Here is a 25,497-nt window from a genome sequence, read left to right on the forward strand (position 1 = left end):
GTCGGGAGGGGAGCCGAGGTGTAGCAGTGGGAAAACAGACGCTGACCGGGCGGCCGCCCACGGAGCGCGGACGGCGTAAGCGGGGAGTGCTCGTCCAGGCCGCCCGCGAGGTGTTCGAGGAGTCCGGGTTCGAGGAGACCAGGATCGCCCAGATCACCGGCCGGGCCGGGATCGCCTACGGGAGCTTCTACACCTACTTCGACTCCAAGGACGCGATCTTCCACGAGGTCGCCAAGGGCGTGGCCGGGGAGATGTTCGACGCGGCCCGATCCGCCGCGCCCCCGGGCACCGCCCCGGTGGACCGGATCCGGCACGCCACCGGGCGCTTCCTGTCCGCCTACCGGGACAACGCGCGGATCATGCAGGTCATCGAGCAGATCTCACCGCGGCATCCGGTGTTCCGGACCCTGTTCCTGGAGATCCGCGGGCTCTTCGTCGACCGGATCATCTCGGGCACCCGGCGTCTTCAGGAGGAGGGCCTGGCCTCGGCGGACATCGACGTGGAGGCCACCGCGAGCATGCTCGGCGGAATGGTGGAGCACACCGCCCGGATGCTGTTCCTGTACGGGGAAAGCCATGACCCGGAGGTGGTCGTGGAGACCGCCACCCGCCTGTGGGCGCGGGGGATCGGCCTGGAGTACGAGCCGCCGGGGGCGTCCGGGGCCCAGCCTCTGGGCGATCCCTGACCTGCTAATCGTCTTGATCTGAATTTTCTAGTAGCTCCCGCTCCCTCCTCTTGCATTCGTCGAACTTCCCAAAGAGCCACTTGGGGATATTTTCCGGGCTGCGAGGGTAATTCAAGTAGTCATTGCCGTATCTTTCGGGGTCCAGTGTGTAGGGAAAAGGTGGTTCGCTGTCGTAGTCGTACTCAACTTTGAACATCCCGGGCCTTTCAAGGTAGTACTGAGCCGAGAACCAAGTCCCGTGTTCAGCGGTGTCCATGCCCTCGCGGAGCTCTCGGAACGCCATGCTCACCGGAAAGGGAATGCTGATGGATTCATGCCCACCGCCCTCCTTGAACACTTCAACGGAGAAGGTAGAAACCTCTGTCATCATGGACGCGTATGCTTCGATTCGAATCCAGTCTTCTGGAGTCTCTGATGCCAGCCCTCTTCCAATTTCAATGAGCTTTTCGTGTTCCGAGAATTTCAAGGCGAAGTCCTTGGCGTTCGATGTTTGAGTGGATTGTGGGGGTGTTGAATACTCTAGTGGAAAAAAGTTCTTCTGGGCTTCAGTGGCGTCTCCGGTATTCGGTTCCCTTCTTTGCGTTCCGAGGGCGGCAGGTTAGGAACGTACAAGACCCGGGGCGGGGCCCGCGGCGAGGATGCGGTGCATGGACAACACAGACGCACCCGTTCGCTTCGCCACCAAGATCGCTGTCCTACTCCGTGACGACCTGGCCGTCTGGCAGCGGCTCAACGTGACGGCCTTCCTGGTCAGCGGGCTCGGCAGCCGGGTTCCGGAACTGGTCGGCGAACCCTACGAGGACGCGGACGGCACCGCCTACCTGCCGATGTTCCGCCAGCCGATCATGGTCTTCGAGGCCGACAAGGAGACGCTGACCGAGGCGCACACCCGGGCCGTTTCCCGGGACTCCGACCTCGCCGTCTTCACCTCGGACCTGTTCGCCACCGGCAACGACCGGGACAACCGGGCCGCCGTTCGGGCGGTGGGCCGGGACTCACTGGATCTGGTGGGTCTGGCGGTGCACGGGCCGAAGAACGGCGTGGACAAGATCGTCAAGGGCGCACGGATGCACCGCTGAGCTCGGTGCCGTTGCGCAGAGCCCGTGCGTAGCGGCCGGGCGGGAGGCCGAGCACCCGTTTGAAGTGGCGGTTCAGGTGGGCCTGGTCGTGGAAGCCCGAATCCGCCGCCGCGTGCGCGGGGGCCCGGCCTTGGAGGATCAACCGCCGGGCCAGGTCCACCCGACGTCCCACCAGGTACTGGTGCGGGGGCATCCCGAACCGGCGGGTGAACGCCCGGGCCAGGTGGACCGGGTGGGCGTGCAGGAGCTCGGCGGCCCCGGCCAACGAAACCCCCTCGACGGTCCGCGCGTCCAGCAGGTCCCGCAGGCGATCGGCCAGCCCCGGATCGTCGGTGACCCGCGGCGAGTCCAGGTCGTCGCGCAGGTGCTGGCGCAGCCGCTCGCAGACCAGTGCCAGGCGGCTCTCCGACTCCAGTCGCTCCCCCGGCTGGAACAGGGTGCCGTGCAGCTGGTGGATGCGGTGGCGCAGCAGGGGGTCGTCGAACATCGGGTGGTCCACCGCGTGACCCACCAGGTCCGGATCGATCTGCTCCGGCTCCAGGTACAGCACCCGTTTGCGCAGTCCCTGCTCGGTGGCGGGGGTGCCGTTGTGCGGCACGTGCGGCGGTAGCAGCGTCACCGTCCGGTCGAGGGCGCCGTGCTCGTGGCGGCCCAGGTCGTAGCGGACGGTCCCGGAGTCGATGATGAGCAGGGTCCAGGACCGGTGCGTGTGCATCGGGTAGGCGTGCTGGCGCATGTGGGTGTGGAACACCTCGGCGATGCCGTCGATGCCCGGTTCGAGGACCACGGTGTCCGTGTGGCCGTCCCGCTCCGGCCCCCTGCCCACACCCATGTCCGAACTCTACGCCGCGCCGCCGCGGGGCGCCCGGCGCGTGCGCGCACGGATACGTCCGGGGCTTCGGGGTTCACGGCGGAACCGGGATCGACCGCAAACGGTCAGTGAGTATTCGCAGGTGAACAAAGGTGGGTGTGACGTGCGTCCTACTCTGTGAACCCACCGGACACAGCGATTTGGGGGACAGTCCACATGGGTAACCCGACCACTGCCGCGAAGCTCTCCGGAGCCGCACTGCTCGCGACGGGGTTTATCGGGGCAGGCACGCTGACCGCTTCTGCGGCCTTCGCGAACGAGAACGACATGCAGCCGATCGCTCCGGCCGACGCGCCCGGGATCATGGAGCGGCCCTGGCCCGAGTACCCGGCCGACGGCGAGACCCACACGAACATCCTGGTGGCCACGTCCTACCTGCACCACCAGACCGACGCGGACGGTGACCCGTACTGGGACCAGCCGCCGACGAACACCTACAACGAGGAGTTGAAGGAGGTCCTGGAGGTCTACCAGGACGACCACGGTGAGCTGAAGGAGGAGATGTGGGCGCACTTCTCCGACATCCAGTTCGACCTCAACACCCCGAGGGCCCTCTGGGGTCCCCCCTCTGGCCTGAACTACTACGGCTCCGGCCACGAGGGTCCTGGTGTCGAGGCGTTGCAGTCCTTGCTGATCCACCAGGGCTACCTGGAGCCCGACGAGCTCGACGGCCACTACGGGCCGATCACCGAGGACGCCGTGATCCGGTACCAGACCGACATGGTCTGCGATGAGGCCGCTATCGCCGTCAGCGCCGCCGACTGCGTCGACGGCCTGGCCGGTGAGGTGACCTTCCGGGCCCTGGTCGCCTTCGAACCGGGTGAGACCCCGTAGCTGTGAACCCAGCAAATCCGAATCCAGTAGCTCCGGACCCGGTAGGCACACTCAACGGCCGGACACCTGACCATTTCCGATGGCCGCCCTCGGAGTCGTGCCGCTCAGGGGGCGGAGCAGGCCGGGCCAGGCCTGGTTGGGGGACGCGGCCCGGCCCGCCCTCCGGGGCGTGTACGCGGAACACGCCCCGGACCCCCTCCCCGAAACCGAAGCCCAGCGCTGAACCCTCGCGCTGGGCTTCGGTGCTGTCCGGACGAGCCCGGTGGTCGGTGTGCCGTGAATCCGCGCGCTCGGTTAGGGCAGGAATCCCGCGTTCTGCGCTAATCCTTCGGCCAGGGCCTCGGTGACCGTCAGCCCGAACAGCAGCGCGGAGCCCAGAGCGGCGGCGGGCCAGGCCCACCACCGGCGGGGCGCCCGATGGCGGCCGCGCGGCGGCGCGGGGGCCGCCTGCGCAGCCAGGTAGGCCTCCGCTTCCGCCACCGCCGCCTCCAGGGCTCGGGCTTCTCGCTCTTTCCTCTCCTGCCGCTGGCGGGCCACGTGAAACCAGTGGGGGGTCGGTCCGTGCCGGAGCATGTGGGCCACCCGGGGGTTGCCTTCCATCTGGCGCAGCAACCGCTCCCGGCGTTCGGAGTGGGTCTCTGGCGGAACGGCCGGTGGGCGGTTGCTGCCGGGGCGGGAGAAGCGGTGGCCCCGGGGCGCGGACAGGCGCTGGCGTACCTCGGAGCTCACCTGATGCGGGCCGCTCATCGGGTGGCCTCGCCCGTGGTGGCCTTGGGGAGGGTGAACTCGGCCCAGGTCACGGTGCCCAACCCCTGGCAGAAGGGGAAGTCCAGCACCGAGCGGGTGCCCCACCGGGTGGCGAGATATCCGATCAGCAGCAGACCCCGGCCGCGTTCGGCCTGCTCCCACTCCTCGACGGTGTGCTGCAGGGATTGCGGTGTCTGGAACTCGGCGGTATCGGTGCGCTGGCCGTCGTCAACGGTCGCGACCTGAAGGGTGGCGGCGGTGGGCATGTGCAGGGTGCGCACCACCTGGCCCTCCACATCCTCACCGGAGCGGGAGTGGTCAACCGCGTTGGCGAACATCTCGCTGGCGCAGAGCACCAGGTTCTCAGCAGTCTCGTCCGGGAGTCCGGCCAGGCGGTGCAGGTCGGCGGCCAGGTCCGCGCGCACCCAGCGGGTCTGGGCCAACTCGTCCGGGTAGAGGCGGGAGGGCCAGCGGTGTCCGGTGAACGGGGGCGTGGGGGTGTGGATGTTTGGCACAATGGCCATGTCGGCAACTCGCTTTCTTTGAATCTGACGGTGGTTGTCGGCCTGCTCTGGGGGTGTTGTCGCACCCGCCAGAGCTTTCTTATGAGCGCTGAAGGCCCGGAGGGTTCAGCGTGTGGCGCGGTGATCGTGTGCCCGCACTAGCGGCAGGTGGCGGTGGCCGTGCTGCCGCGTTTCACGGGTGGCTGGTCCGGGATGTAGTCGTGGCCGTTCGGGTCTGAACAGTGCGTTTGGTTGTCCAGCGCCCCTGGGCTTGGGGCGCGCCCGCCGGGCCTTGGGGGCCGGTGCCGCAGCGGGCTCGCGGGGGTCGAGGGCGAGCGAGGCTCAGTTGGTAGGCGCCTGGGTGACGTCGTCCGGGTTGCCGTTGACCAGATGGCGGCGGAAGAGCCGGTGTAGGAGCTGATGGCGGCTGGAGGCGGTGATCCGCTCTGAGGGATCTCCCTCACCGACCCACCCGAAGGGCCGAAAGGCCATGAAGGTCTCCTCGGGAGGCGTGCCCACGATGGTCATGCACCAGTGCTTGTAGAGCAGCGTGCACAACACGTGCTCGGGGATGGGCAACTCTTCCTCAGCGGGCGGGTTCGCCTGTGACGGCACCGGCAGGCTCGCCCCGTCGCCTCCGATCCTCCTGGCCGCGCGGGGCGGGTCGGGGTGGTGGGCGATGGCCTGATCGACCAGGCCGGTAGCCAGCTCGCCGTCCCCTTCCTCGCGGGCCAGCCGCAACGCTTCCCGGATCAGAGGGAGCCGGTTACGCAGGGTGTGAGAGTGCCAGGCGGCCAGCTCGGAGGCGCTCAGATGCGCGGGCGGTCGAAGGGCTTCTTCGAGGACGGTGAGCAGGTCATCGGTGTAGATGTCGAACATCAGGCCGCCACCCCCAGCCGATGCAGCCCCGCCAGGAGCAGCTGAAGGATCTGCAGGGGCGCGGTCTCCAACGGCCGCCGGGGCATCGGGACCCGTGGCGGGCGGGGCGAGCACGAGGGCTGCTCCAGGGTCAGGTTTCGGGGAACCGGGGCGTAGCTGCGTACCCGGCTGGCCCGGCGGGGGCGACGGCGACGCATCGCTTCGGAAGCCAACCAGCGCACATGCGCCAGCTCAGACAGGTTCAGGTATCGCGCCATAGCGGACTCCTGGTGCTCGGATGCCGCTGGATAACAGCGGCTCAGACGAATACCTTCCTATGATGAACTTAGGAATCTAATATTTGCAAGCCAAGAACAAGAATCCGACCTCAGGATTCCGAAAGATGCCTGATTGTGAAGATCTGCCATACGATCGGCCCGTACACCCCCAGGGAGAGGCCCCATGAGCAGGAGAATCAGCCCTACTGTCCGCAGGCGCCGCTTGTCCGCCGTGCTCCGCCAGCTTCGGCACGAGAAGGGGAAGACGCTGGACACCGTCACCGCTGACCTGGAGTGGTCACGCGGACGGCTGGCCCACATGGAGGGCAACAAGTGGGTACGCCCTGACCTGGGTAATGTTCGTCAGCTGCTGGACTACTACGGGGTGGAGGATCCAGCCACCCGGAAAGCCACCATCGACCTGGCGCGCCAGTCTCGCGAGAAGGGTTGGTGGACGAAGAAGTACCGTGACATCTTCGGCGCCGATTCACTGGTGGGGTTCGAGTCCGAGGCCTCCGTAGTCTCAACCTGGCAGCCCGTTGTCATCCCTGGGCTGCTCCAAACCGAGGGGTACGCAGCCGCGTCGGTACGCGCGAGCCTGACCCGTCCCGCCGAGGAAGTCGCTCGCCGGGTCGAGGCTCGCATGGAACGCCAAGAGGTCCTCTCCGGAGACCAGCCACCAACCGTTTGGGCAGTGATCGACGAGTCCGCGCTACGCCGTGTGCCCACGGAAGACGGGGTTGCTGAGGAGCAGCTCCGGCACCTCATCGACGTCGCAGAGAACCCTGACAACGGGGTGACCATCCAGATTTTGCCCTTCACCGCAGGTCTCCACCCAGGGGTCTCTGGCCCGTTCGTCGTGCTCGACTTCCCCGAAGAGATGGACTCGCCGATCGTCTACCTCGAATCACGCACGGAAGGGCTGTTCCTGGAGGAGGAGCACGAGGTCGCCAGTTACCGGCTGGTATTCGACCATCTACAGGTCACCGCTCTTTCCCAAGCGGAATCGATCCGCTCCATGAAGAAGATCTACGACGCCGTGTAGAAAGTTCGACCCATGTATTCACCCACTGACCTGAACTTCCGTAAGTCCTCTTACAGCAGCACGGACCGTGATTGCGTGGAGGTCGCCGATTTCCAGGGAGGCTCAGCGGTCCGCGACACCCAGAACCGTGAGGCTGGACATCTGACTTTCCCCGGCCAGGAGTGGGCCGCAGTGCTTTTCTCTGCCCGGGCCAACCAGGCCTGAACCAGCCGAACCAACGGCGCCCCGACCATCCAGATTGGCCGGGGCGTCAGTTTTCGCGAAGCAACCAATCGCGAATCTGTTCGCATGAAGCGATATTGCATCACCGATCCCAGTAACTGAATGTTTGCATCAAACATCAGTAGCAGAGGCTCACTTATCCTTAAGTCGAAGAATTCCTTCCTGTAGCCAGTTCGGCATTTTTCCGTCGGAGCGTGGATAATGCCTCTGCTCATTCAAGAGTTCCAGATCGATCGGCTGGGGATCCGAGAATTCTGGCTTGTTGTCGTAGTCGTATTCAACTCGATAGTCGCCATTGTTTGAAATGCGGAAAGTTGCAGAGAACCAAGTTCCAACACCGTCCTTGTGCATGCCCTCCCTCAAAGACATGAACGCGAGGGCGGCTTCTGAGGGGGCAGATCCCGGACGAAAGTCTTCACCTTCGATACGAGTCCGAAAGAAGCATTCTCCCGCGACCCCGAGGCCAACGAATTTGCATTCGGACTCGACCCACCCTTGAGGCACTGCCTGGTAGATAGCCTTGCCGATGGCAATGATTTTTTCTTGCTGCTCTTCAATTCCCATGCCAGCCTTCTGAACTAACAGTCTGATGAACCGGGCATTTTGGGGCCTGGAGAAGTTAAAGAAGATGCTGCAATCTCATCCGAGTTCGATCCAGCGGCGATCAGTCTTGCTATGCGAGCTTTGTTCGATCGGTCGGGTTGGAAACATGCCCCATTCTGTCAAGCCCCAACTGAAGATCAGCAATAACCTGAAAGGCCTGAATGGCAATCCGAAGGTAAATCCGGACAACTAAACTAGCAGATCTAAAAAGTACTACTCCTCCTGCTCGGCCAGGCGGAGCTCTTCCCTCAGCCAAGCGGGAATATTCTCCGGCGAGCGAGGGAATTTTTTAATGTCCTCTGCAAATTCCTCCGGGGGTGGGTCAAACAAATAAGAAGGCTTTTCGTCGTAGTTGAAATCGACTTTGAATCTAGCGGGGGGTAGGATGTGAATACGCATCGAGAACCAAGTTCCTGTGCCGTACCGATACATTCCCCGGCGAAGCTTGATCACTTCTTGATTTACGCTGTGTGGAAAATCTTCCCGGTCGGCCTCACTGCCTTCCCTGGTGACCCAGTTACTAATTCCGGTGAGCGCTGAAAGGGACTTTACTTCGAAATTAATCTCTCTCCAGCTGGAGGAGCGTGAGTTGATCAATGTGCGAACTATTTCATGGATTGTCTCTTGCTGTTGAATTGGATCTAGAATCTGTTCCGGGTCAGTATGGTTGCCGCTCAAGTGTCCTACCTTCGCTCTCTTTCTGGGTGGTTTTCATGCAACAGTCGCTCTTGTGTGGACCCGTTCAAGCTCCAGTCTACAGCAATCAGGTTGGGTGGCTCTCCGATAATGTCGTCGTCTTTGGGTCTATTTCTATTGTACCTCTCTCTGTCGGGATTCTTCTTAATCTTGTCTTGCCATTCCGAAAATTCTTTCCTTCCGTATTCGGGAAGCGAGTCCGAGTAGCCAATTTTCATGCTGAAGGTGATGGAGGGAGGGGTGTCGCCACTCCCTGCTCTGCTTAGCCACTCCCGTGCCATGTCTTCTCGCATATCGGGACTGCCATCCCGAGGCCTTCTGAAGGCCTTTTTGATCTCTGAGATATCCCGCTGCAAGAGGCCATTCCACAGATTTTCCATCCTCCCCCAGTTTGTCCTATAGTCGGGGCTTTTCCCTACATGGTTGATGCTTTTCAGCATGGGGATGACATTAATTCTTTCCCCTGGTCCGCCAAAGTAATTTGCCGCGACAAAGTGCCCCCCATCCCAGTTGACATCTTCGTACGTATAGACTCCTTGCTCGTCGCTGTTGTACTTTTTAAAGTAGTGCTTTCCCTCGTGTCCAATCGGGGTCTGCTCTCCCCCCCTGGGTGTTTTTCCAGTCTTCAGTTCCCCCTCGATTGAAATCGTTCGTGATTTTTGGTCCGTCTCGTATACGAACTGGGCTCCCGATGTGGGGTGCTTTACGAAGTACTTGGCATTGGGTCGAGGGTAGTTTAGCTCCGGATTTCCTGCGCTAGATTGGCCTGGTTTCGTTTCTACATGAATGATTTTTCCGGAAGAGTCGGTGATGAACGTACCCCGACCGTCTACCTCGTACAAGGTGTTTGGAGCTAGCTTGACGTCATTTCCGTCTTTGTCGGTTCCGAAGCGTCGATTCTTTCCGAGGTAATTCTCATTGTCTGGATCGATAGTTTTTTTGGGAGGATTGTATGGCGGGCGATTGGATTCACCGTCGTATCGACCGCCGCTCGGGGCTCCCGAGGTGCCGCCGCTGTTGTTGGATGACCCGCCCCCGTTCCCGCTTCCGGAAGAGCTCTCCCCGAGTCCGGGAAGGGAGCTGTAGCCCTCCCCGCTTGAACTCTCTCGCCCGGGGCCAGCGGAGGATCTATCCCCGGTGTACGCGCCTTCGTCATTGCGGATTCGTTCGCTGCTCGTGTTGTCCGACGTGCGCGAGGTTCCGTCGTTGACGGTAGAAGCCTGGTTGGTCGTGGTGGGGCCGTGGTCGCGTGCTTGGGGGCCGTCACCGCTGCGGTCGGTGGGGGTATTGGCGCTGGGGTCGCGTTCTCCTGAGCGGTTGGCGTCGGAGCTTTGACCCTCGATGTCGTTCTGGCGCAGGTGCTGGTCGTTGGATGGGCCAGAGCTCTGGGCGTTGGGGCCGTTGCTCCCGGTGCTGTTGTTGCCGCTGGCCTCGTTGCCCAGGCGGTTGTTTGGGCCAGGAGCGTCGACATCGCTGACGTTGATGCTGCGCGAAGGCGTCGATGGGCTGCTGGCAGCCTGGTCAAAGGTGCCGTTGTTGCTGCCCCCCGCACTTGTGCTGACCAACTCTGGTCCACCGGGTTCAAGGGGCTTCTTGCCGTTGGCGGGGTCAGCTCCCCAGCGATGGTCCAGCTCAGCATCGGTGCCCTTGAGCTCCGGGTTGGTCTGGAACTCCCGATCGACCTTCCGCGTCTCGTTGAACTCTGCGACGACCTTGCGTCCATCAGCTTTGATATCGGCCATGTCCCCAGGAGAGACGGCCCTGGAAAGCATCTCGTCAGAGACCTTGGCCTGCCCGGTGGTAGGCAGTTGGGCAAGCTCCTCTTGGGAGAGCGAAGTGGACTCTGCGGTCTCATCCTGGCGCTGCTGAGAAGCGGTGTTGTCGGCCACGTCATCAGTGTCAGAGCGGGCCGTGATGGTCGGGCTTTCGAGGGCATCATCACTGCGGGATGACTCAGACTCGGCTCCCTCGTGCCGAGCGGTCGGCTTCTTGGCTTTGTTCGGATCAGTCTCAGGCGAGGCTGATGCAGTCTGGTTGGAGCGCCCGCTGTTGCCGGTGGTGGATTCGTTGGTGTGAGAACCGCCAGCGCCGCCGCTGCTGTTGCCGGTGGTGGCAGTGTTCAACTGTTCCAAGGACGCTGTCAGCTCGGCTGCTTGGGCCGGGGTGAACTGGCTGGTGTCGATATTGACCACCGGCGCGCCCGCCCCACCGAAGGTCGGCATGTCCGGGAGGTTGGACAGATCCACATCCATGCCCGAACCGCCGCGGCCGGAGCTGCCCATGCCGTCCAGGATGGCCGCGCCCCGCCAGGCCATCAGCGGAACACCCACCACCGCGCCCACACCGGTCGCGGTCAGGACCGCGCCGCCCACCATCGCGCCGATGTTGAGCACCGCCGTGCCGATCACATACCCGGGCCGGTCCCCCCACTCCTCCCAGGGCACCACCGAGTGCGCCAAGTCCTTCCACGCCTCCTTGACACCCTCACCACCGGTCCAACCCAAAGAGTCGCTCTCGGCGTCATACATGCCCACCAACGCGGCCGCCGAAGTGATGTTGTCCCAGTGGTACTCCTTGATGGAATCCCCCCAGGACTGGGCGAACCACCCCTCCGAGGAATGCATACCGAGCATCGCGCCGGTACCCTCCACCGCGCCCACACCGAAGTCCCAGATCGCATCACCCACATCACGGGCCCAGCCGTAGTCGGTGCTGGCCGCGGCCTCGCCCCAGGCGGTGGGGATCTCGCTCAACTCGACACCCACACCGTGCACGAACTGGTTGGCGTCGGGCATCGCACCATCCAGGTCGTCCGCGCCCAGGAAGTCGGTGCGCCCGTCCAGGCCCAGGTTGATCCGGTTGGCGCAGGCCACCTCGGCCTGGTTGAACTCCTCCACCAGGTTGGCCGCGCGCAGCAGCAGCCCTGTGTTCTTCTCGGCGTTGGCGCTGTCGCCCCACCCGAAAAGGCCGTCACCCTTGTTCCAGTCCTCGCCCTCGTCTTCGATTTCGGCGCGAAAGGCGTTGGCGTCAGCGGTCAGATCACGCCACTTGGCCTTGATCTCGCCGACCGCTTCGGCGAAGTCGTCCAGGGCGTTGGCGACACGGTTGGTGGCGCTGCCCACCACGCGTCCGTTGCTGGCGACCGGTTTGAGTGCGGTGTAGAGGGTGGGGGCTTCGGGAGCGGTGTAGCACTCCTCCAGCCCTGACCAGGCCTGGACGATGTCCTCGCCGGCCTGTTCCATGCCCTGGCCGCCGTTGCGCAACCGTTCGGCGCGCATGACCAGCACGTGCTGCATGGTTTTGGGTACCGGGAACTGGCTGGGGTCGATCTTGCCTTCCCCATCGATGGGTTTGGCTTCGTCGGTGGACACCGGGCACAACTCCAGAAACTCAGGGGTGGGGATGAGGGAGTGAGAGATGGGGCGGGGGCGGGGTGGGGTGTGTGGTCAGCTCAGTGCCACGGCCAGGCACGAGGGGGCAGTGCTGTCCGATGGCCGGGCCGGAGCGGCTTAGACCGGACGGCCCGCGCCGGGGCCGTCGGTGGGGCCCGACAGTGGCGGATGGGCGTTGGGGTCCTCGATCGCCCCGGCGGTGCTCTGGGCTTCGGCGGCCATCTCCAGATCACCGTTGACGTAGGCGGTGGTGGCGTTGGAGGCACCCTCGATCCCCGAGGCGGTCTTGGCGACCATCTCGCCCATCACCCCGAAGTAGTGCCCGCAGAACTCACTCAGCGCGATACTCACCGGGACGCTGTGCGCGGCCGACTCACACCCGGTAACCGCCTCCTGGATGGTGTTCATACAGCCGAGTAGTCCTTCGCTGCCGCCTTCTTCGCCGATGTAGTCAGCAGTGGTGGTCAGGACCCCGCTGACCTGTTGGGGGTTCACATCCCAGCTACCCACGGCCACCTCCGAAAGCCTCGGGGCGGAAGATGTCCACACCCGGCTCCGGGGCACAAGCGGCAAAGGTCAGGTCGGGCTGGACAGCCGAGGTCTCGACGGTGTGCAGCATCTGGTTCAGCGAGGAGCGCACACGGTGGAAGTCGGTGCGGGCCCGGGTGTGCATCCGCTCGGCCGCTGTGGCGATCAGCGCCGCCGGTGACGGGGGCTGGATCTCCGTCTGCTCTGCCGGGTCCCCCTGTTTCTCAGCGTGCTGGGGATCGGGGGTGGGAGGGGTGTCCCCCTCCTGGTCCAGGATGAACTCGAACTTCACGGGCCTGCCTCTCCACCTCTGCTGCCGTGGCATCACATGGCTGTGTGTTGTATGAGTCGCGCTCTGAGTCACCGCGGTTCTCATTCTGTCGGGGGTTTGTGCCGACTTGCCGGGCCTGACTCTGCCGCACAGGGCCGACTTTTCCGGAGAAAAGGGAGATTCAGGAGGTCAGAGGCTTGAGAGTGCTGTGGTGCGGTTAGGGATCACAGCTCCCGACACTCCTTGTATGACGCAAATCACTCGGCGAGGGGCGGTGCTCGGCCCGGGAGGTGAAGGAAGCGAAGGATCCGTCCCCCGCTGACCTGGCAGGACGAGGTGGGGTACGTGCCCGACCAGACAGCACACCTGGAGCAGGGCCCGCACCCGGACTTCCAGGCCGCCCAGGAGCACGTGAGCGGCACCCACCTGCACGTGGGTGTGCAGGTGGACCACCCGGTCAGCGACTCCCTGGAACTGGGTGAGGTGGTGGAACTGCTGGCCAAACGGCTGGGCGGGGCCCTCCCGTCGGTGTGGGGTGTGGCCGAACCGCTGGGCCGGGAGTGGTCCACCGCCGATGTCATCGCCCTGGCCCGCAACCGGGTACCGGGCCAGACCCGGATGCTGTTCAGCGCCCAGCCCGCTGCCCCGGTCGAGGAGGGGGTGCGGCCCTTCGCCGGGGAGCTGCGGGTTGCGCGGACCGAGTCGGGGGTGAGCCGTTCGGACCGCTGACGGCCCCGGTGCTGTGGTAGCGGGTCGGCGACGGGGTGGAACCCGACGGCTGGGAGAAGTTCCAGGCGCTGATGCGGCACCTACGACCCAAGGACAAGACCCGGCACCACTGACCACACCACCGGTCCCGCCCCTGAGCGCGGCCGCCATCGTCGACTCGACCACGAACATCCCCGCCCCTGGCCCGCTCGCGCGGCCGCTTGGGCTTCCCGGATGCCCCCGGGAGAGGCGGAGCGCGGACGGCCCCTGGGGTGTGATCCATACCGCCCCGACGCGCCCGCCCGCACCGAACCTCTGGCTGAGCAGGCGGCGTTAGCAGTCCTGCGACAGCGCGGGCAGCGGTCACGAGACCGTGCCGTACCCCCGCTGGCCGCAGGAGAGCTCAGCCAGAGAGGACCATCCCTTGAGCCTTGTAGCCGATCGCCAGCCAGGTACGGACGACACCGTCCGGCGGCGCCGCTCGCCCATCACCGCATGGCGCGACTTCGGTCGGCCGCCGCGTCTGATGGGGGTCGACGTCGCACGCGGGATCGCCGTCTTCGGGATGATCGCCGCCCACGCCGGTATCGCGGCCTCTCTCGAACTGCTCGACCCCCGCACCTGGATCGCCCTGGCCGAGGGACGCTCGTCGATCCTGTTCGCGGTCGTCGCCGGAATCTCGATCGCCTTCGCCGCTGGAGCCGGGAAACGGCCGACGGGCGAAGCACTGCGCTCGGCGCGGCTGCGCATGGCGGGGCGTGCGATCGCGGTTCTGGCGATCGGCCTCCTCCTCGAACTGCTCGGCAGCAGCATCGTGGTCATCCTCTCGGTCTACGGCGTGCTGTTCCTCCTCGTGATTCCGTTCCTCGGACTACGGCGCCGCACCCTCGTCCTCACGTCCGTCGCGCTCGCCCTGACCGGGCCGACCCTCGTCGCGGTCGTGCAGACGCTCACGCTCGGGTCATGGGGCGAAGGCGTGGATTTCCTGATCAACGGGGTGTACCCGGTCACGGTGTGGCTGCCGCTGATGCTCACCGGAATCGCCATCGGCCGTTGCACGCTCGGCGAGACGAGAACCGCCCTCGCCGTCCTGGGCGTCGGGGGGATCCTCGCCGCTGGCGGGTACGCCCTCGGCGGGCTCGTCGGTGGTCTGGACGGCGAGTCGGGCTCGTACGGGAGTTCGTCGGTCGAGATGTACGGGTCGGTCGAGGAGCACGAGGAGCCGGAGGAGGTGCCGGGCGAGGACGTGGACCTGAGCGGCAAGGTCTGCGTCGAGGACTTCGACGGGTGGGTCACCTGCTTCAGCCAGGAGTGGAGTGACGAGGACTGGAGCGACGGCGAAGGTAGCGGCGAAGGCGTCGAGGAGGGTGACGGTTACTTCGAGTCGATCGGCGAGTCCGACCTGGGTGCGGCGGTGCGAGCGGCCTGGAGCAGCGGCCCGCACTCGGGCGGCACCCTCGAAATCATCGCGTCGGGCGGCTTCGCGCTCGCCGTGGTCGGAGCGTGCCTGCTGCTCGCCGCCCCCCTGCGCTGGATTCTCATTCCGATCGCGGCGGTCGGCACCATGCCGCTGACCGCCTACGCGGCGCACGTCGTCTCGTTCGCCGTGCTGAGCGATCCCGTCAACCTCGCACCGCAGGTTCTGGAGTGGGGCCCCGGCGGGACTGGAACGGGCTTGTGGCTCGTGTCCGTCGGCGTGCTCCTGCTCGGGTGCACACTGTGGGCGCTGACCGTGGGGCGTGGCCCCCTCGAACGGATCACCGCCCGAGCCGCGCTGGCGATGGACCGTCCCGCCGGGTCCGAGGGGGACCAGCGCTGACAGGGTGAAGGTCGAACGAGGGCGGGCAGCGGCTGGAGCATCCCGAGACGCCCTCGTTCGACCTTGACGGGCCAGGACCGTCAGATGCGGTAAACGGTCCTGGTGCGGTGGCGGCTCAGCGGCCTTCGCGGTCCACTCGCTTCCACGGCCAGTCGGTCGCCACCCACGCGGCGACGGCGTCGGCGAGGGGGCCGTCGAGGTCCGCCCGGTCGGCGCGTACCCAGGACTGGACGGTCACGTCGTAGTCCGGGGAGCGGGTCGGATACAGGTACACGCAGCCGATGACGTCGTCGTCGCCGGGATCAAGCACGGTGAAGGTGAAGCCCTTGCGCGCCGCGAAGTCGTCCGCGTGCCGCCTGAGATCAGCCAGGTTGGCCTCCGGGGACATCCCCTCGAACGGCGGCCAGTTCCCGTCCGGGTAGCCCGGGGTCGCACGGATGTGTTCGATGCTCGAAGTCCAGGCGGCGAAGTCCGCCTCGTTGTGCTGGGGGCCGAGTGGTTCGAGGCGGAACCGCTCGGTGGTCAGGGAGGTCGGCGGTGCGAAGTCTTCCGGTACGAACGCGTCAGTGGCCATGGCGTGATCCTAGGCCGCGTCCGTCGGGGCGTAGCGGGGGAGCTCCACGGCGGCCGAGGAGCCCCTCCGGCTCCGACGAGGAGAGCGGCCCCTGCCGGTGCCGTTAGAGGAGGCGGAGCCGATGTCCTCGGCCCCGGACGGAATGCCCGGATTCCAGCAGTGGCCCGCGGCAGCGGTCATGACCAACAGCGGTGACTGGCAGGAGTTGTCCACAGTCTTGGGGCCGCTCGATGCGACGGGCGCGCCGGGTAGGCACAATGACGCCATGACGACCAACCCCAGCGGTGCACCGGACCGGACGACAACCCAGGCATGGCAGGCGATCGGAGGGTCCGCCGACCTCGTGGAGCGGGTCTCCTACCGGGGTGCGGGCCAGGTGCTCCCCGCCGTGCTGCCGGTACGCGAACTGGCGCGGGCCACCGTGGGGGCGTGTTCCCTGGCAGCCGCCGAACTGCTGGCCGCGCGGGGCGGCGGAGCGGTCCCCGAGGTGGTGGTCGACGAGGGCGCGGTGGCCACCGCCTTCATCAGCGAACGCCACCTGCTGGTGGACGGCCGCAAACCGACCCCGTTCGCACCGCTGTCGGGATTCTGGCAGGCCGCAGACGGCTGGGTGCGCACCCACGCGAACTACCCGCACCACCGGACCCGGCTGCTGGCCGCGCTCGGACTCGACGCCGAGGCGGGCCCGGAGGAGCTCAGCCGGGAACTGGCCTCCCGGTCCGCCCGCGAGGTTCAGGAGACGGTCTACGCCGGGGGCGGCCTGGCGGTCGCCGTGGCGCCCGCACCGGGGGAGGGCGGGGACCCCGGCACGGCTGGTGATTTCAAGGCGGCGGGGTTGCCGCTGGCCGAGTCCGAGGCCGTGGGTACGGCGGGTGAGCGTCGGCTGGCCGGGGGCGAACTGCCCGCCAGCGGGGTCCGGGTCCTGGACCTGACCCGGGTCATCGCCGGGCCGGTCGCCACCCGGACCCTGTCCCTGCTGGGCGCCGACGTACTGCGAGTGGACTCCCCCGGGTTGGAGGAGGACCCCGACAGCCACACCGACACCGGCCTGGGCAAGCGCTCCACCCTGCTGGACCTTGACACCGCCGAGGGGCGGAGTGTCTTCGAGGAACTGTTGGCCGCAGCGGACGTGGTGGTGACCGGCTACCGTCCGGGCGGCCTGGACCGCCACGGGCTGGCGGCCGAGGAGCTGATCGCCCGCCGCCCGGGTCTGATCGTCGCGCAGCTGTGCGCCTGGGGCTGGACCGGGCCGTGGGCCGGGCGGCGGGGCTTCGACAGCCTGGTGCAGGCCGCGAGCGGGATCGCCTCGGTCGAAGCGGGTTCCGGAGATCGGCCGGGGGTGCTGCCCGCCCAGGCCCTGGACCACGGCACCGGCTACCTGCTGGCTGCCGGGGTGCTGCGCGCACTCACCGGACGCCAGACGGACGGCAGGGGTCGGCACCTGCGGTTCTCCCTGGCCGGAACGGCTGGCTGGCTGATGAACGACATCGCCCCGGAACCGATCGAGGGCGAGGGGTACGATCCCGCCGACTGGCTCACCGAGGGCTCGTCCGACTACGGGAAGCTGCGCTACGCGCTCCCGCCGGTGGCCTATGAGGGCGGCCCGAGGAATTGGGCCAGCGCTTCCACGCTGTGGGGAGGCGACCAGGCCGCCTGGCTCTGAGGCCTTCCGCGCGGAATCGGGTCCCGTCGGTCGGGGGCCGGGGTCAGGTCAGCGGTCGGGCTCCTCCGGCGGCGGCCAGGGGTCGCCCCAGACGGTCTTGCGGGCCGCGCGGTAGGTCTCGCCCTGGCGCTTGGACACCACCCGGTCCTCGATCCCGTCGGTGGTGCACAGGCGCAGCGAGACCAGGCCCTTGCGCTTCTGCGGATGGCGCAGCACCCTGCAGGCAGGGCGCTCGACCGGCTCCGAGGTGGCCGCCACGAAGGCGTACTTCTCGTCCTCGAACCCGAGCGTGCCGAACTTGAGCCTGCGCTGGATACCGGAGCGGTTGAGCCGCTCGGCGAAGTGGCACCAGTCCTCACCTGGGGTGATGGGGCAGGTGCCGTCGTGCGGGCAGGGCGCGGCCACGCTCATCCCCTCGGCGAGGAGGTGCCCGCGGGCGGTGATGATCCGCTCGTAGCCCTCCGGGGTGCCGGGTTCGAGCAGGACGACCGTGCGAGCCCGCTCGGCCAGGGAGCGCACGACCTCCTCCTGTACCTGCGGAGTGAGCTCGTTGAGCACGTAGGACATGGTGGCCAGATCCACGCGCTGGCCGTCCGGGACGGCGCCGGTGAGCCGGAAGCGTTCCCACTCCGAACCCCGAACCGCGGCGCCGGTGGACCGGCGGGCGAGCCGTTTGCCCAGCTTGATGGCGGGTGCCGACTGTTCCAGCACCGTGGTCGAACGCAGGGACGGCCAGGCTGCGGAGGCGGCCCACACGGCCGCGCCCATGCCCCCGCCCACGTCCAGGTGGGTGGACGGGGCGAACCCGGGCATCGCGGCGGCGGCCGTCTCGAAGGCCGACCGGGCGGCGGCGAAGGTGGCGGGAAGCCGGTAGGCGGCGTAGGCGATGACGTCGGTGTCCGAGGCCAGGACGATGTCCCGGGGGTCGACCTTTCCCCGGTACTTCTTCATGAGTTCCTGGACCGACACGGCCAGATCGTGCTCGTTGGCCCCGTCGGCGACGCTGTCGATCGCCGCGAAGAGCTCGCTGTTCAGATTCCCCATGCACGCTTCTTCTCGTCCGGCGGTACCGGGGAATTCTATCCGCCGTCCTGCCTGGTCCCGGGGTGTTCGCCCACGGTGGCCGACCGGGTCGGTGCGGGTCCGGCCGTGGGTGTTCAGCGGCGGGTGTTCAGGAGGCCTCGCGGGACTCGGCCCTGCGGATGGCGGCGCGGCAGGTGCGGGCCAGGGCCCGGTGGTTGGTGAAGCGTTCGAGCAGGGTGTAGGGCGACAGCGGGCCGGACGGGGTCTCACCCGTGGGGCCGCCTTCGACCTCGTTGACCAGGAGGGAATCGCCGGTGAGGTGCCCGGAGCGGGACCAGCGCTCCCATCGTTCGAAGTCGGGGCTGTACTGATGCGAGAACACGAACACCGGCTCCCGGGCGCCTTCGAGCAGGCCGCCGCCTCGGGACCACAGGGTGATGCTCTCGGCGGTCTCGTCCGACCAGTCCTGGGCCGTGACCACGTCCACCTCCGGGCGGCCCGCGCGGTCGCGCACCAGCAGGGCGTCGCCGGAGCGGGTGCGCGGGTGGAGTTCGCGCTGTTCCTCGACCACGGGGAGGGAGACGAGCACGCGCGGGACCCACCACCAGTTCTCCCTGCGTCCCATGAGGCTGTCCGTGCGCAGCCGGGTGGGCGGGTGCTTGAGCGCTTCCTGTTCCGCCATGTGCTCCAGGAACTCGTTGCCCTCCAGGTCCTCGACCACCTCGACCGGGCCGCTGCCGACCACCGCGGTGCGGCCGCCCGCGTCCGCGTCGCTCACGCTGAACGCGACACGGAGACCGCGCAGCGACAGGGCGGTCTCGGCCATGGAGTAGGGGAGCGCCGCGCAGGGGCTGTCACGCCACATGAGCGGAACCACGGGGATACCCGAAGGTCCGGCGGAGGCGGTCCAGCTGAGTTCGGCGACGGTCGATCGCTGCCAAACCGTGATCAGGTCAGTCAAGGTCAGGCCTTATACGTGAGGAAAGTTACATGCTAATTTCTGGTGACTTTAACCCATCCGCCGAATCGCACGCGATCCCCGGTGACGCAGGCCCGGGTGGCGGAGGCCCGAGTGGCCACTCGGGCCCGGAGCGTGAAAGGTGGACCACGGCTGCCCGCACCCCTGGCCCCACCCGGGCCGGTGGCGGGCGCCGTTACCACCGTCGGTCCAGACCCCTCCCCGGGCCGCGGAAGACGGTGCCGAGGCAGGGCGCCAGCGCCGAGAGCACCGGCCCCGAGGGGCCGTCGAGGCCTCCGACAGCACCGGCCCGAAGGAGAGGTGACACCGTGGACCCGCTGGGGGCGCTCTCGCGCGCGCGTGATGTCTGGAAGCGGGTGGAGGCCTGCCACGACGCGGTCTTCGCCTCGCGCTGGCGCCAGGAGCTGCGCCGGGAGACACGCACCCAGGAGGACACCCTGCGGGCCCTGCTGCTCCTGGAGACCCTGGGAGTGGAGGGGCCCGTCTCCTATGAGACCCTCGACCTCATCCCGTACATGGTGGCCGACCTGCACGAATGGCACCAGCGCATGGGGCGAGACGATTTCGGGGGGCCGGGGGTGTGCTGTTGAGGTTCGGCAAACGGCGCGGTGACGCCACCGGACGGACGCCGGAGGACGCTTCGGTCTCTCCCATCATCTTCTTCGGCGGCAAGGGCGGGGTCGGCAAGACCACCATGGCCGCCGCACACGCGCTGCGCCTGGCCGACGAGGGTCTGCGCACGCTGCTGATCTCCACGGACCCGGCGCACTCGCTCGGCGACGCGCTCGGTGTTCCCCTGGGTGATACGCCGGTCAAGGTCAGCGAGAACCTGTGGGCGCGCGAGCCCGACGCGGACGCCGCACTCAGGCGCAGGGTCCGCCAGATCAGCGACGACGCCGGCGCGGCCCTGCCCCGGGAGATCCTGCCCGCCGTCACCCGCCACCTGGACCACGCCACCGCCGGTCCCGGGATGGCCGAGTCCGCCCTGGCCGACCTTCTGATGGACGCCATGGAGGAGGTCCCCGGAACGTGGGACCGCCTGGTGGTGGACAGCGCCCCCACCGGCCACCTGTTGCGCCTGCTCGACCTGCCCGAACTACTGACCCCGTGGGTCCAGGGCCTCGTGCGCCAGCGCGAACGCGTGGTGGACGCGGACCGCTTCGCCGCGGGGGTGGTCGGTGGCGGTTCCGACGGGACGCCGGACGACCCCCTGCTGGAGAGACTGCACGCCCGCCGCCGCAAACTGGACCGGGCCGCCACGCGTCTTCGCGAGGATGCCGAGGTCAGGCTGGTACTGGTGCCGCGCCGGATGGTGTTGGCCGAGACCGACCGCGCCGCGGCCCAACTGGTCCGCACCGGGTTCCGGCTGGGCACGGTGATCGTGAACCAGGTCCCTGCCGATGTCGACCCCGAGGTCCTCAAGGCCGTCCGCGAGCGCTTCGCCCCGCACGGGACGGTCGAACTCCCCCTGACCGGAACCGAGCCCCTGGGCTTCCAGGCGCTACGAACCCTCGCCGCGGAGACGGGTGGATTCGGGTAGGCCCTCCAACACGTGTTTCTGGCTGCTCTCGTAGATGATCTGGCTGCGGAAGCTCACCACCTCACGGCGCTGGCTGAGCCGGTCGATGAGGAAGTTGTGCAGGTGGTCGAGGTCCCGGGCCGACACGTGGATGAGGAAGTCGTCGTCCCCGGCCACCACGAACACCGCCGACACCTCGGGGAGGTCGATCAGCGCCTTCTTGAACCCGTCGATGACGGGCCTGCTCAGCGGGCGCAGCCGGGCGGAGACGAAGGCCTCGACGCGACGGTTGAGCGCGGCCGGGGCGATCTCGGCGTGGTACCCGCGGACCACCCCGCGCTCGACCAGTGAACGCACCCGTTCCAGGCAGGTGGAGGGCGCGATTCCGACCAGCCGGGCCAGCTCCCGGTTGGTCTGCCGTGCGTTCAGTTGGAGTTGGCGGATGATCGCCGAATCAAGTTCGTCCATTCGGTCAACCTAGCGAGCACACCGAACCCGTGCAGCTGATCTCCGGCAGCCGGTCCGAGGAGAAGTCAGCGCAGGTCCCGGCGCATCAGGACGCGGGGGAAACCCGACAGGACCGAGGTCGTGTCGGCGGCGTGGGTGAAACCGGCGCGCTCGAAGTTCCGCCGCAGGCCCGGGTAGGCCATCGTCGTGTCCACCCTGTCGTCGCCGTTGTCCAGGGGGTAGGCCTCGATCGCGGGTGCGCCGTGTGAGCGGGCGAACTCGACGGCCCCGGTGATCAGGGCGTGGGAGATTCCCTTCTTGCGGTGGCCGGGCCGGACCCGGATGCACCACAGCGACCACACGGGCAGGTCGTCGATGTGCGGGATCTTCCGGCTCCGGGCGAAGGAGGTGGCCGAGCGCGGTGCCACGGCTGCCCAACCGACCGGCTCCTCGCCGTCGTAGGCGAGCACCCCGGGGGCGGGCTCCCCGCGGCACAGGTCGGCGACGTACTCACCGCGGGCCGGGCCGCGGAGTTCGTTGTTGAGCTTGGACGGGACCCGGTAGCTCAGGCACCAGCACACGTTGGCGGTGGGCGACTTCGGGCCCACCAGGGTCCGGACGTCCTCGAAGACCGAGGCCGGGCGTACGTCGATGGTCATGGCCCCAGGGTGCCACGCGGCAGTGACGATCCCGGGTTGGAGGGCCCGGGCCCGAGGAGGCGCTGGATGCTCCCATGGATGTCAGTTCTCGGGGGCGTAGAGCCTCAGGTCGTTTCGCCGGTGGGCTCCGCAAGCGCACTCCTCCAGCGGTGTCACGGGCCCCAGCGTGAGCGAGTGACGTCGACTTCGGGCAAGAGGTGCTTGACATGACGTCACTTATGGAGTCATTATGACGTCATGGATTTGACGCCGTATGCCGACGAACTCCGCCGACAGCTCCTGGCGGCCGCCGAGGCCGGGGATGAAGAGACCCGGGCTACTGCCGAGCGCCTCAGTGTCTCGTTGGAGCCCGCTGCCCGACTGGCCCTGCTCGATGTGCTCTCCGCTGCCGCGGACGAGATCACCAGGGACATGGCCCCTGGCTCGGTGGAGGTGCGCCTGCGCGGACGGCAGGCTGACTTCATAGTGACGTCACCCGAGTTCGACGAGGTCGGCGAGGGTGGCATCGCGACATCACCGGGCCACCAGGGTGAAGCCGCGGGCTCCGGCCGCACACCCGCGGAACAGGCCCTGATCGAGGGCGAGGACGGAGGAACCTCACGGATCACCCTCCGGCTGCCCGACCAGCTCAAGCAGCTCGTCGAGGAGGCCGCCCGCGGTGAAGGGCTGTCGGTCAACGCCTGGCTGGTGCGCGCGGTCGCCGCGTCGCTCGACGGCGGCGGCCCTCGGCCCGACAACCGGCGGACACGCCAGATCGGCCGCGGCCACACCGGCTGGGTCCGCTGACCCGGACCGACCACCCGAGCACCGCGTCTCCCGGAAGCGGAGACGACCACCGACGCCACACCAGGGAGACGAACGTGCCGACCTTCAACACCCCCGAACCGATCACCGCCGACATCACCGTGGTCTCCGGAAACCTCCAGATCATCGCCGGAGACCGCACCGAGACCACCGTCGAGGTCCGTCCGCGCATCGGCGACAAGGACAACGACGTACGCGCCGCGGAGCTGGTCGAGGTCGACTACGCCAGCGGCCGCCTCGAAGTACGCGACCCCCAGCCCTCGGTGCTGGGGCGCGTGATCGGGCGCAAGGGCATGGTCGACATCACCGTCGAACTCCCCGCGGGTTCGCGCGTGCACGCCGCGGGCGGGTTCGGCAACATCCGCTGCGAGGGGAGCCTGGGCCCGTCCGAGCTCTCCGTCTCCACCGGCAACATCACGGTGGACCGGGTCAGGGGCAACGCCAAGCTCACCGTGGGCCACGGGTCGATCCGGGCGGAGGAGATCGACGGATCCGCTGTGGCCAAGTCCACCAGCGGCGCCATCACCCTCGGCCAGGTGACCGGGGAACTGCGAGCCAACTCCGCGCACAGCGACATCACCGTCGACCGCGCCCTGGGCCCGGTCACCGCGCGCACCACCCACGGCAGCGTCCGGATCGGCCGGGTTCCGGAGGGCAGCGTCGACGTGGAGTCCTCCTACGGCGAGCTGGAGGTCGGTGTGCCGGAGGGCACCGCGGCCTGGCTGGACGTGCTCTCCACCAAGGGCGTCGTGCGCAGCTCCCTGGAGGCCGCCGAGGGCCCCGCCACCACCGAACGGACCGTCGAGGTCCGGGCCCGCAGCGTCTGGGGCGACATCCTGATCCACCGTTCCTGACACCGGAGCACACAGAGGCGAGGCAGACATGGCACAGCACACTCCCCCCGCGGCCATCACCGCCACGGGGTTACACAAGACCTACGGAGAACACGTCGTCCTGGACGGTGTGGACCTGCAGGTCCAGGCGGGAACCGTGTTCTCGCTGCTCGGCCCGAACGGGGCCGGCAAGACCACCATCGTGAAGATCCTGTCCACGCTGATCAGCGCCGACAGCGGCAGGGCCGGTGTCCTCGGGCACGACGTGGCGACCGAGCCCGAGGCGGTGCGCGCCGCGATCGGGGTCACCGGGCAGTACTCGGCGGTCGACGGCCTGCTCACCGGGCGCGAGAACCTGATGCTGATGGCGAGGCTCCACCGCCTGGGGCGGGCCCGGGGACAGCGCCGTACCAACGAGCTGCTGGAGCACTTCGACCTGGTCGACGCGGCGGGCAAACCCGCCTCCACCTACTCCGGGGGTATGCGCCGACGGCTCGACCTGGCGATGACCCTGATGGGCGGGCCCCGGCTCATCTTCCTCGACGAGCCGACCACGGGGCTGGACCCGCGCAGCCGCCGGGACATGTGGCAGATCATCCGCGACCTGGTGGCCGACGGTGTCACCGTCTTCCTCACCACGCAGTACCTGGAGGAGGCGGACCAGCTCGCCGACCGGATCGCGGTGCTCGACCACGGCAGGATCGTGGCCCAGGGCACCGCCGCCGAGCTCAAACGCCGCGTCCCCGGCGGCCACGTCCGGCTGCGCTTCACCGGGACCGAAGCCCTGGAGTCGGCGGCCCGGGCGCTGGGCGGCGAGACCGACACCGAAGCCCTGGCGCTCAGGGTTCCCGGAAACGGTGGGATCGCCTCCTTGCGTGACCTGCTGGAACGCCTGGACGACGCGTCCATCCACCCGGAGGAGCTGTCGGTGCGGACCCCGGCCCTGGACGACGTGTTCCTCGCGCTCACCGGCCGCCGCAGCGCGGACGACGACACACGGAAGGCGAGCCGATGACCACCCTCGCCCACGCCCTCGGCGACTCGGCCACGATGGTGGCCCGCCAGCTGCTGCACATGCGGCGCTATCCGTCCATGACGCTGACCCTCATGGGCATGCCCATCGTCTTCCTGCTGCTGTTCGTGTACGTCTTCGGCGGTGCGATGGGCGCTGAGGGAGCCGTCGGCAACCGTGCCGACTACGCCAACTACATCGCGCCCGGAATCCTGCTGATCACGGTGGCCAGCGCGGCCCAGGGCACGGCCATCTCGGTGGCCATGGACATGACCGAGGGGATCGTCGCGCGGTTCCGCACCATGGCGATCGCCCGGGTCTCGGTGCTGACCGGTCACGTCGTCGGCAGCCTGGTCCAGGCGATGCTGACGGTGGCCGCGGTCACCGCCGTGGCGCTGCTCGTCGGATTCCGTCCCAGCGCGGGCCCGGTCGAGTGGCTGGCGGCCCTCGGCCTCCTGGCCGCGGTCTCGTTCGCGCTGACGTGGCTCTCGGTGGCGCTGGGGCTGGTCGCCAAGACCGTCGAGTCGGCCAGCAACCTGCCGTTGCCCCTGGTCTTCCTGCCCTTCCTCGGCAGCGGGTTCGTGCCCACCGAGACCCTGCCTGCGGGAATCCGTTGGTTCGCCGAGTACCAGCCCTTCACGCCGATCATCGAGACCCTGCGCGGGCTGCTGACCGGTACCGAGATCGGAAGCAGCGGGATCGCGGCCCTCGCCTGGTGCGCGGCCATCGCCCTGGCCTCCTACCTGTGGGCGCGCAAGCTCTACGACCGCGACCCCTCCGCCTCCTGACCGGGAACCGCAGACGTACGGAACGAACACCCAGTACCGACAGAAGAGGAACGGCT

31 protein-coding genes are annotated in these 25,497 nt (G+C 67.6%); 15 read left to right on the forward strand and 16 right to left on the reverse strand.

Annotated features, from left to right (window positions below):
- The first annotated feature begins 26 nt into the window (after positions 1 to 26).
- On the forward strand, positions 27 to 686 hold the full coding sequence (locus tag NE857_RS04135; RefSeq protein ID WP_254419875.1) for a TetR/AcrR family transcriptional regulator: 660 nt from the start codon (positions 27 to 29) through the stop codon (positions 684 to 686).
- 4 nt (positions 687 to 690) lie between these two features.
- Here the strand turns inward: NE857_RS04135 and NE857_RS04140 are convergent, their stop codons facing one another.
- Entirely contained in the window at positions 691 to 1,152 is a 462-nt protein-coding gene (locus tag NE857_RS04140; RefSeq protein WP_254419876.1) for a hypothetical protein, read from the reverse strand.
- 181 nt (positions 1,153 to 1,333) lie between these two features.
- Between NE857_RS04140 and NE857_RS04145 the strand changes: the two genes are divergently transcribed.
- Positions 1,334 to 1,765: a DUF2000 domain-containing protein gene (locus NE857_RS04145; protein ID WP_254419877.1), complete on the forward strand. Its 432-nt coding sequence runs from the start codon at positions 1,334 to 1,336 to the stop codon at positions 1,763 to 1,765.
- On the opposite strand, the gene NE857_RS04150 is transcribed toward NE857_RS04145, so the two are convergent.
- Positions 1,740 to 2,597: a helix-turn-helix domain-containing protein gene (locus tag NE857_RS04150; protein WP_254419878.1), complete on the reverse strand. Its 858-nt coding sequence runs from the start codon at positions 2,595 to 2,597 to the stop codon at positions 1,740 to 1,742. The two genes, NE857_RS04145 and NE857_RS04150, sit on opposite strands and share 26 nt — an antisense overlap.
- Before the next feature lie 195 nt (positions 2,598 to 2,792).
- Between NE857_RS04150 and NE857_RS04155 the strand changes: the two genes are divergently transcribed.
- Positions 2,793 to 3,470: a peptidoglycan-binding domain-containing protein gene (locus tag NE857_RS04155; RefSeq protein WP_254419879.1), complete on the forward strand. Its 678-nt coding sequence runs from the start codon at positions 2,793 to 2,795 to the stop codon at positions 3,468 to 3,470.
- A gap of 79 nt (positions 3,471 to 3,549) precedes the next feature.
- Positions 3,550 to 3,693, forward strand: a complete 144-nt coding sequence (locus NE857_RS04160) for a hypothetical protein (protein WP_254419880.1) — start codon at positions 3,550 to 3,552, stop codon at positions 3,691 to 3,693.
- 71 nt (positions 3,694 to 3,764) lie between these two features.
- Here the strand turns inward: NE857_RS04160 and NE857_RS04165 are convergent, their stop codons facing one another.
- The 4 genes from NE857_RS04165 to NE857_RS04180 form a co-directional block, all read right to left on the reverse strand.
- Positions 3,765 to 4,217, reverse strand: a complete 453-nt coding sequence (locus tag NE857_RS04165) for a hypothetical protein (protein WP_254419881.1) — start codon at positions 4,215 to 4,217, stop codon at positions 3,765 to 3,767.
- Positions 4,214 to 4,741, reverse strand: coding sequence for an ATP-binding protein (locus tag NE857_RS04170; RefSeq protein ID WP_254419882.1), 528 nt, complete (start codon positions 4,739 to 4,741; stop codon positions 4,214 to 4,216). Before NE857_RS04170 ends, NE857_RS04165 begins: the two co-directional genes overlap by 4 nt.
- A 321-nt stretch (positions 4,742 to 5,062) precedes the next feature.
- On the reverse strand, positions 5,063 to 5,599 hold the full coding sequence (locus tag NE857_RS04175) for a hypothetical protein (protein ID WP_254419883.1): 537 nt from the start codon (positions 5,597 to 5,599) through the stop codon (positions 5,063 to 5,065).
- Entirely contained in the window at positions 5,599 to 5,856 is a 258-nt protein-coding gene (locus tag NE857_RS04180) for a hypothetical protein (protein WP_254419884.1), read from the reverse strand. Before NE857_RS04180 ends, NE857_RS04175 begins: the two co-directional genes overlap by 1 nt.
- A gap of 184 nt (positions 5,857 to 6,040) precedes the next feature.
- Here NE857_RS04180 and NE857_RS04185 point away from each other — a divergent pair, with 184 nt between their 5' ends.
- Together NE857_RS04185 and NE857_RS04190 are read left to right on the forward strand one after the other, a co-directional pair.
- On the forward strand, positions 6,041 to 6,901 hold the full coding sequence (locus NE857_RS04185; protein WP_254419885.1) for a helix-turn-helix domain-containing protein: 861 nt from the start codon (positions 6,041 to 6,043) through the stop codon (positions 6,899 to 6,901).
- A 12-nt stretch (positions 6,902 to 6,913) separates the two neighbouring features.
- Complete coding sequence (locus tag NE857_RS04190) at positions 6,914 to 7,105, forward strand: DUF397 domain-containing protein (RefSeq protein WP_254419886.1); 192 nt, start codon at positions 6,914 to 6,916, stop codon at positions 7,103 to 7,105.
- 150 nt (positions 7,106 to 7,255) lie between these two features.
- Here the strand turns inward: NE857_RS04190 and NE857_RS04195 are convergent, their stop codons facing one another.
- From NE857_RS04195 to NE857_RS04215, 5 genes are all read right to left on the reverse strand, one after another.
- On the reverse strand, positions 7,256 to 7,687 hold the full coding sequence (locus NE857_RS04195; RefSeq protein WP_254419887.1) for a hypothetical protein: 432 nt from the start codon (positions 7,685 to 7,687) through the stop codon (positions 7,256 to 7,258).
- Positions 7,688 to 7,939: 252 nt separating this feature from the next.
- On the reverse strand, positions 7,940 to 8,404 hold the full coding sequence (locus NE857_RS04200) for a hypothetical protein (RefSeq protein WP_254419888.1): 465 nt from the start codon (positions 8,402 to 8,404) through the stop codon (positions 7,940 to 7,942).
- Positions 8,405 to 8,409: 5 nt separating this feature from the next.
- Positions 8,410 to 11,793, reverse strand: coding sequence for a DNA/RNA non-specific endonuclease (locus NE857_RS04205; RefSeq protein WP_254419889.1), 3,384 nt, complete (start codon positions 11,791 to 11,793; stop codon positions 8,410 to 8,412).
- 138 nt (positions 11,794 to 11,931) lie between these two features.
- The gene (locus NE857_RS04210; protein ID WP_254419890.1) at positions 11,932 to 12,324 is read right to left on the reverse strand and encodes a DUF6507 family protein; all 393 of its coding nucleotides are present in this window, start codon (positions 12,322 to 12,324) and stop codon (positions 11,932 to 11,934) included.
- Positions 12,317 to 12,634, reverse strand: coding sequence for a hypothetical protein (locus NE857_RS04215; protein ID WP_254419891.1), 318 nt, complete (start codon positions 12,632 to 12,634; stop codon positions 12,317 to 12,319). Before NE857_RS04215 ends, NE857_RS04210 begins: the two co-directional genes overlap by 8 nt.
- 324 nt (positions 12,635 to 12,958) lie before the next feature.
- Between NE857_RS04215 and NE857_RS04220 the strand changes: the two genes are divergently transcribed.
- Entirely contained in the window at positions 12,959 to 13,342 is a 384-nt protein-coding gene (locus NE857_RS04220) for a DUF6177 family protein (RefSeq protein WP_254419892.1), read from the forward strand.
- A gap of 403 nt (positions 13,343 to 13,745) precedes the next feature.
- The gene (locus tag NE857_RS04225) at positions 13,746 to 15,140 is read left to right on the forward strand and encodes a heparan-alpha-glucosaminide N-acetyltransferase domain-containing protein (RefSeq protein ID WP_254419893.1); all 1,395 of its coding nucleotides are present in this window, start codon (positions 13,746 to 13,748) and stop codon (positions 15,138 to 15,140) included.
- Positions 15,141 to 15,255: 115 nt separating this feature from the next.
- Here NE857_RS04225 and NE857_RS04230 read toward each other — a convergent pair whose 3' ends face one another.
- Complete coding sequence (locus NE857_RS04230) at positions 15,256 to 15,714, reverse strand: GNAT family N-acetyltransferase (protein WP_254419894.1); 459 nt, start codon at positions 15,712 to 15,714, stop codon at positions 15,256 to 15,258.
- A 265-nt stretch (positions 15,715 to 15,979) separates the two neighbouring features.
- On the opposite strand from NE857_RS04230, the gene NE857_RS04235 reads away from it, so the two are divergent.
- The gene (locus NE857_RS04235) at positions 15,980 to 17,377 is read left to right on the forward strand and encodes a CoA transferase (RefSeq protein WP_254419895.1); all 1,398 of its coding nucleotides are present in this window, start codon (positions 15,980 to 15,982) and stop codon (positions 17,375 to 17,377) included.
- Between the two features lie 48 nt (positions 17,378 to 17,425).
- Here the strand turns inward: NE857_RS04235 and NE857_RS04240 are convergent, their stop codons facing one another.
- Positions 17,426 to 18,421, reverse strand: a complete 996-nt coding sequence (locus NE857_RS04240; RefSeq protein ID WP_254419896.1) for a small ribosomal subunit Rsm22 family protein — start codon at positions 18,419 to 18,421, stop codon at positions 17,426 to 17,428.
- A 127-nt stretch (positions 18,422 to 18,548) separates the two neighbouring features.
- Complete coding sequence (locus NE857_RS04245; RefSeq protein ID WP_254419897.1) at positions 18,549 to 19,361, reverse strand: hypothetical protein; 813 nt, start codon at positions 19,359 to 19,361, stop codon at positions 18,549 to 18,551.
- Positions 19,362 to 19,687: 326 nt separating this feature from the next.
- Here NE857_RS04245 and NE857_RS04250 point away from each other — a divergent pair, with 326 nt between their 5' ends.
- Together NE857_RS04250 and NE857_RS04255 are read left to right on the forward strand one after the other, a co-directional pair.
- On the forward strand, positions 19,688 to 19,969 hold the full coding sequence (locus NE857_RS04250) for a cory-CC-star protein (RefSeq protein WP_254419898.1): 282 nt from the start codon (positions 19,688 to 19,690) through the stop codon (positions 19,967 to 19,969).
- A complete protein-coding gene (locus NE857_RS04255; protein ID WP_254419899.1) occupies positions 19,960 to 20,919 on the forward strand; it encodes an ArsA family ATPase in 960 nt (319 codons plus the stop codon). The genes NE857_RS04250 and NE857_RS04255 overlap by 10 nt, the downstream gene beginning before the upstream one ends.
- Here the strand turns inward: NE857_RS04255 and NE857_RS04260 are convergent.
- Positions 20,881 to 21,366, reverse strand: a complete 486-nt coding sequence (locus NE857_RS04260; RefSeq protein WP_254419900.1) for an Lrp/AsnC family transcriptional regulator — start codon at positions 21,364 to 21,366, stop codon at positions 20,881 to 20,883. The genes NE857_RS04255 and NE857_RS04260 overlap by 39 nt on opposite strands.
- A 65-nt stretch (positions 21,367 to 21,431) precedes the next feature.
- The gene (locus NE857_RS04265; protein WP_254419901.1) at positions 21,432 to 22,004 is read right to left on the reverse strand and encodes a GNAT family N-acetyltransferase; all 573 of its coding nucleotides are present in this window, start codon (positions 22,002 to 22,004) and stop codon (positions 21,432 to 21,434) included.
- A gap of 237 nt (positions 22,005 to 22,241) precedes the next feature.
- Between NE857_RS04265 and NE857_RS04270 the strand changes: the two genes are divergently transcribed.
- The 4 genes from NE857_RS04270 (at position 22,242) to NE857_RS04285 (ending at position 25,441) form a co-directional block, all read left to right on the forward strand.
- Positions 22,242 to 22,790 carry a histidine kinase gene (locus NE857_RS04270; RefSeq protein ID WP_254419902.1) on the forward strand — a complete coding sequence of 183 codons (549 nt, stop codon included), beginning with the start codon at positions 22,242 to 22,244 and terminating at the stop codon, positions 22,788 to 22,790.
- A 74-nt stretch (positions 22,791 to 22,864) separates the two neighbouring features.
- Entirely contained in the window at positions 22,865 to 23,662 is a 798-nt protein-coding gene (locus NE857_RS04275; protein WP_254419903.1) for a DUF4097 family beta strand repeat-containing protein, read from the forward strand.
- 28 nt (positions 23,663 to 23,690) lie between these two features.
- Complete coding sequence (locus NE857_RS04280; RefSeq protein ID WP_254419904.1) at positions 23,691 to 24,656, forward strand: ATP-binding cassette domain-containing protein; 966 nt, start codon at positions 23,691 to 23,693, stop codon at positions 24,654 to 24,656.
- Positions 24,653 to 25,441 (forward strand): ABC transporter permease, encoded by a 789-nt coding sequence (locus tag NE857_RS04285; protein ID WP_254419905.1) that lies wholly within the window; start codon positions 24,653 to 24,655, stop codon positions 25,439 to 25,441. The genes NE857_RS04280 and NE857_RS04285 overlap by 4 nt, the downstream gene beginning before the upstream one ends.
- Positions 25,442 to 25,497 lie beyond the last annotated feature (56 nt).

It is taken from the genome of Nocardiopsis exhalans (assembly GCF_024134545.1).
GTDB lineage: Bacteria > Actinomycetota > Actinomycetes > Streptosporangiales > Streptosporangiaceae > Nocardiopsis > Nocardiopsis exhalans.

Coding starts and splice junctions, on each gene's coding strand:
- NE857_RS04190 (WP_254419886.1), top strand. CDS start 6,914: ATGTATTCACCCACTGACCTGAACTTCCGTAAGTCCTCTTACAGCAGC.
- NE857_RS04280 (WP_254419904.1), top strand. CDS start 23,691: ATGGCACAGCACACTCCCCCCGCGGCCATCACCGCCACGGGGTTACAC.
- NE857_RS04180 (WP_254419884.1), bottom strand. CDS start 5,856: ATGGCGCGATACCTGAACCTGTCTGAGCTGGCGCATGTGCGCTGGTTG.
- NE857_RS04285 (WP_254419905.1), top strand. CDS start 24,653: ATGACCACCCTCGCCCACGCCCTCGGCGACTCGGCCACGATGGTGGCC.
- NE857_RS04165 (WP_254419881.1), bottom strand. CDS start 4,217: ATGAGCGGCCCGCATCAGGTGAGCTCCGAGGTACGCCAGCGCCTGTCC.
- NE857_RS04240 (WP_254419896.1), bottom strand. CDS start 18,421: ATGGGGAATCTGAACAGCGAGCTCTTCGCGGCGATCGACAGCGTCGCC.
- NE857_RS04145 (WP_254419877.1), top strand. CDS start 1,334: ATGGACAACACAGACGCACCCGTTCGCTTCGCCACCAAGATCGCTGTC.
- NE857_RS04170 (WP_254419882.1), bottom strand. CDS start 4,741: ATGGCCATTGTGCCAAACATCCACACCCCCACGCCCCCGTTCACCGGA.
- NE857_RS04260 (WP_254419900.1), bottom strand. CDS start 21,366: ATGGACGAACTTGATTCGGCGATCATCCGCCAACTCCAACTGAACGCA.
- NE857_RS04175 (WP_254419883.1), bottom strand. CDS start 5,599: ATGTTCGACATCTACACCGATGACCTGCTCACCGTCCTCGAAGAAGCC.
- NE857_RS04150 (WP_254419878.1), bottom strand. CDS start 2,597: ATGGGTGTGGGCAGGGGGCCGGAGCGGGACGGCCACACGGACACCGTG.
- NE857_RS04235 (WP_254419895.1), top strand. CDS start 15,980: ATGACGACCAACCCCAGCGGTGCACCGGACCGGACGACAACCCAGGCA.
- NE857_RS04160 (WP_254419880.1), top strand. CDS start 3,550: ATGGCCGCCCTCGGAGTCGTGCCGCTCAGGGGGCGGAGCAGGCCGGGC.
- NE857_RS04230 (WP_254419894.1), bottom strand. CDS start 15,714: ATGGCCACTGACGCGTTCGTACCGGAAGACTTCGCACCGCCGACCTCC.
- NE857_RS04185 (WP_254419885.1), top strand. CDS start 6,041: ATGAGCAGGAGAATCAGCCCTACTGTCCGCAGGCGCCGCTTGTCCGCC.
- NE857_RS04155 (WP_254419879.1), top strand. CDS start 2,793: ATGGGTAACCCGACCACTGCCGCGAAGCTCTCCGGAGCCGCACTGCTC.
- NE857_RS04195 (WP_254419887.1), bottom strand. CDS start 7,687: ATGGGAATTGAAGAGCAGCAAGAAAAAATCATTGCCATCGGCAAGGCT.
- NE857_RS04270 (WP_254419902.1), top strand. CDS start 22,242: ATGGATTTGACGCCGTATGCCGACGAACTCCGCCGACAGCTCCTGGCG.
- NE857_RS04265 (WP_254419901.1), bottom strand. CDS start 22,004: ATGACCATCGACGTACGCCCGGCCTCGGTCTTCGAGGACGTCCGGACC.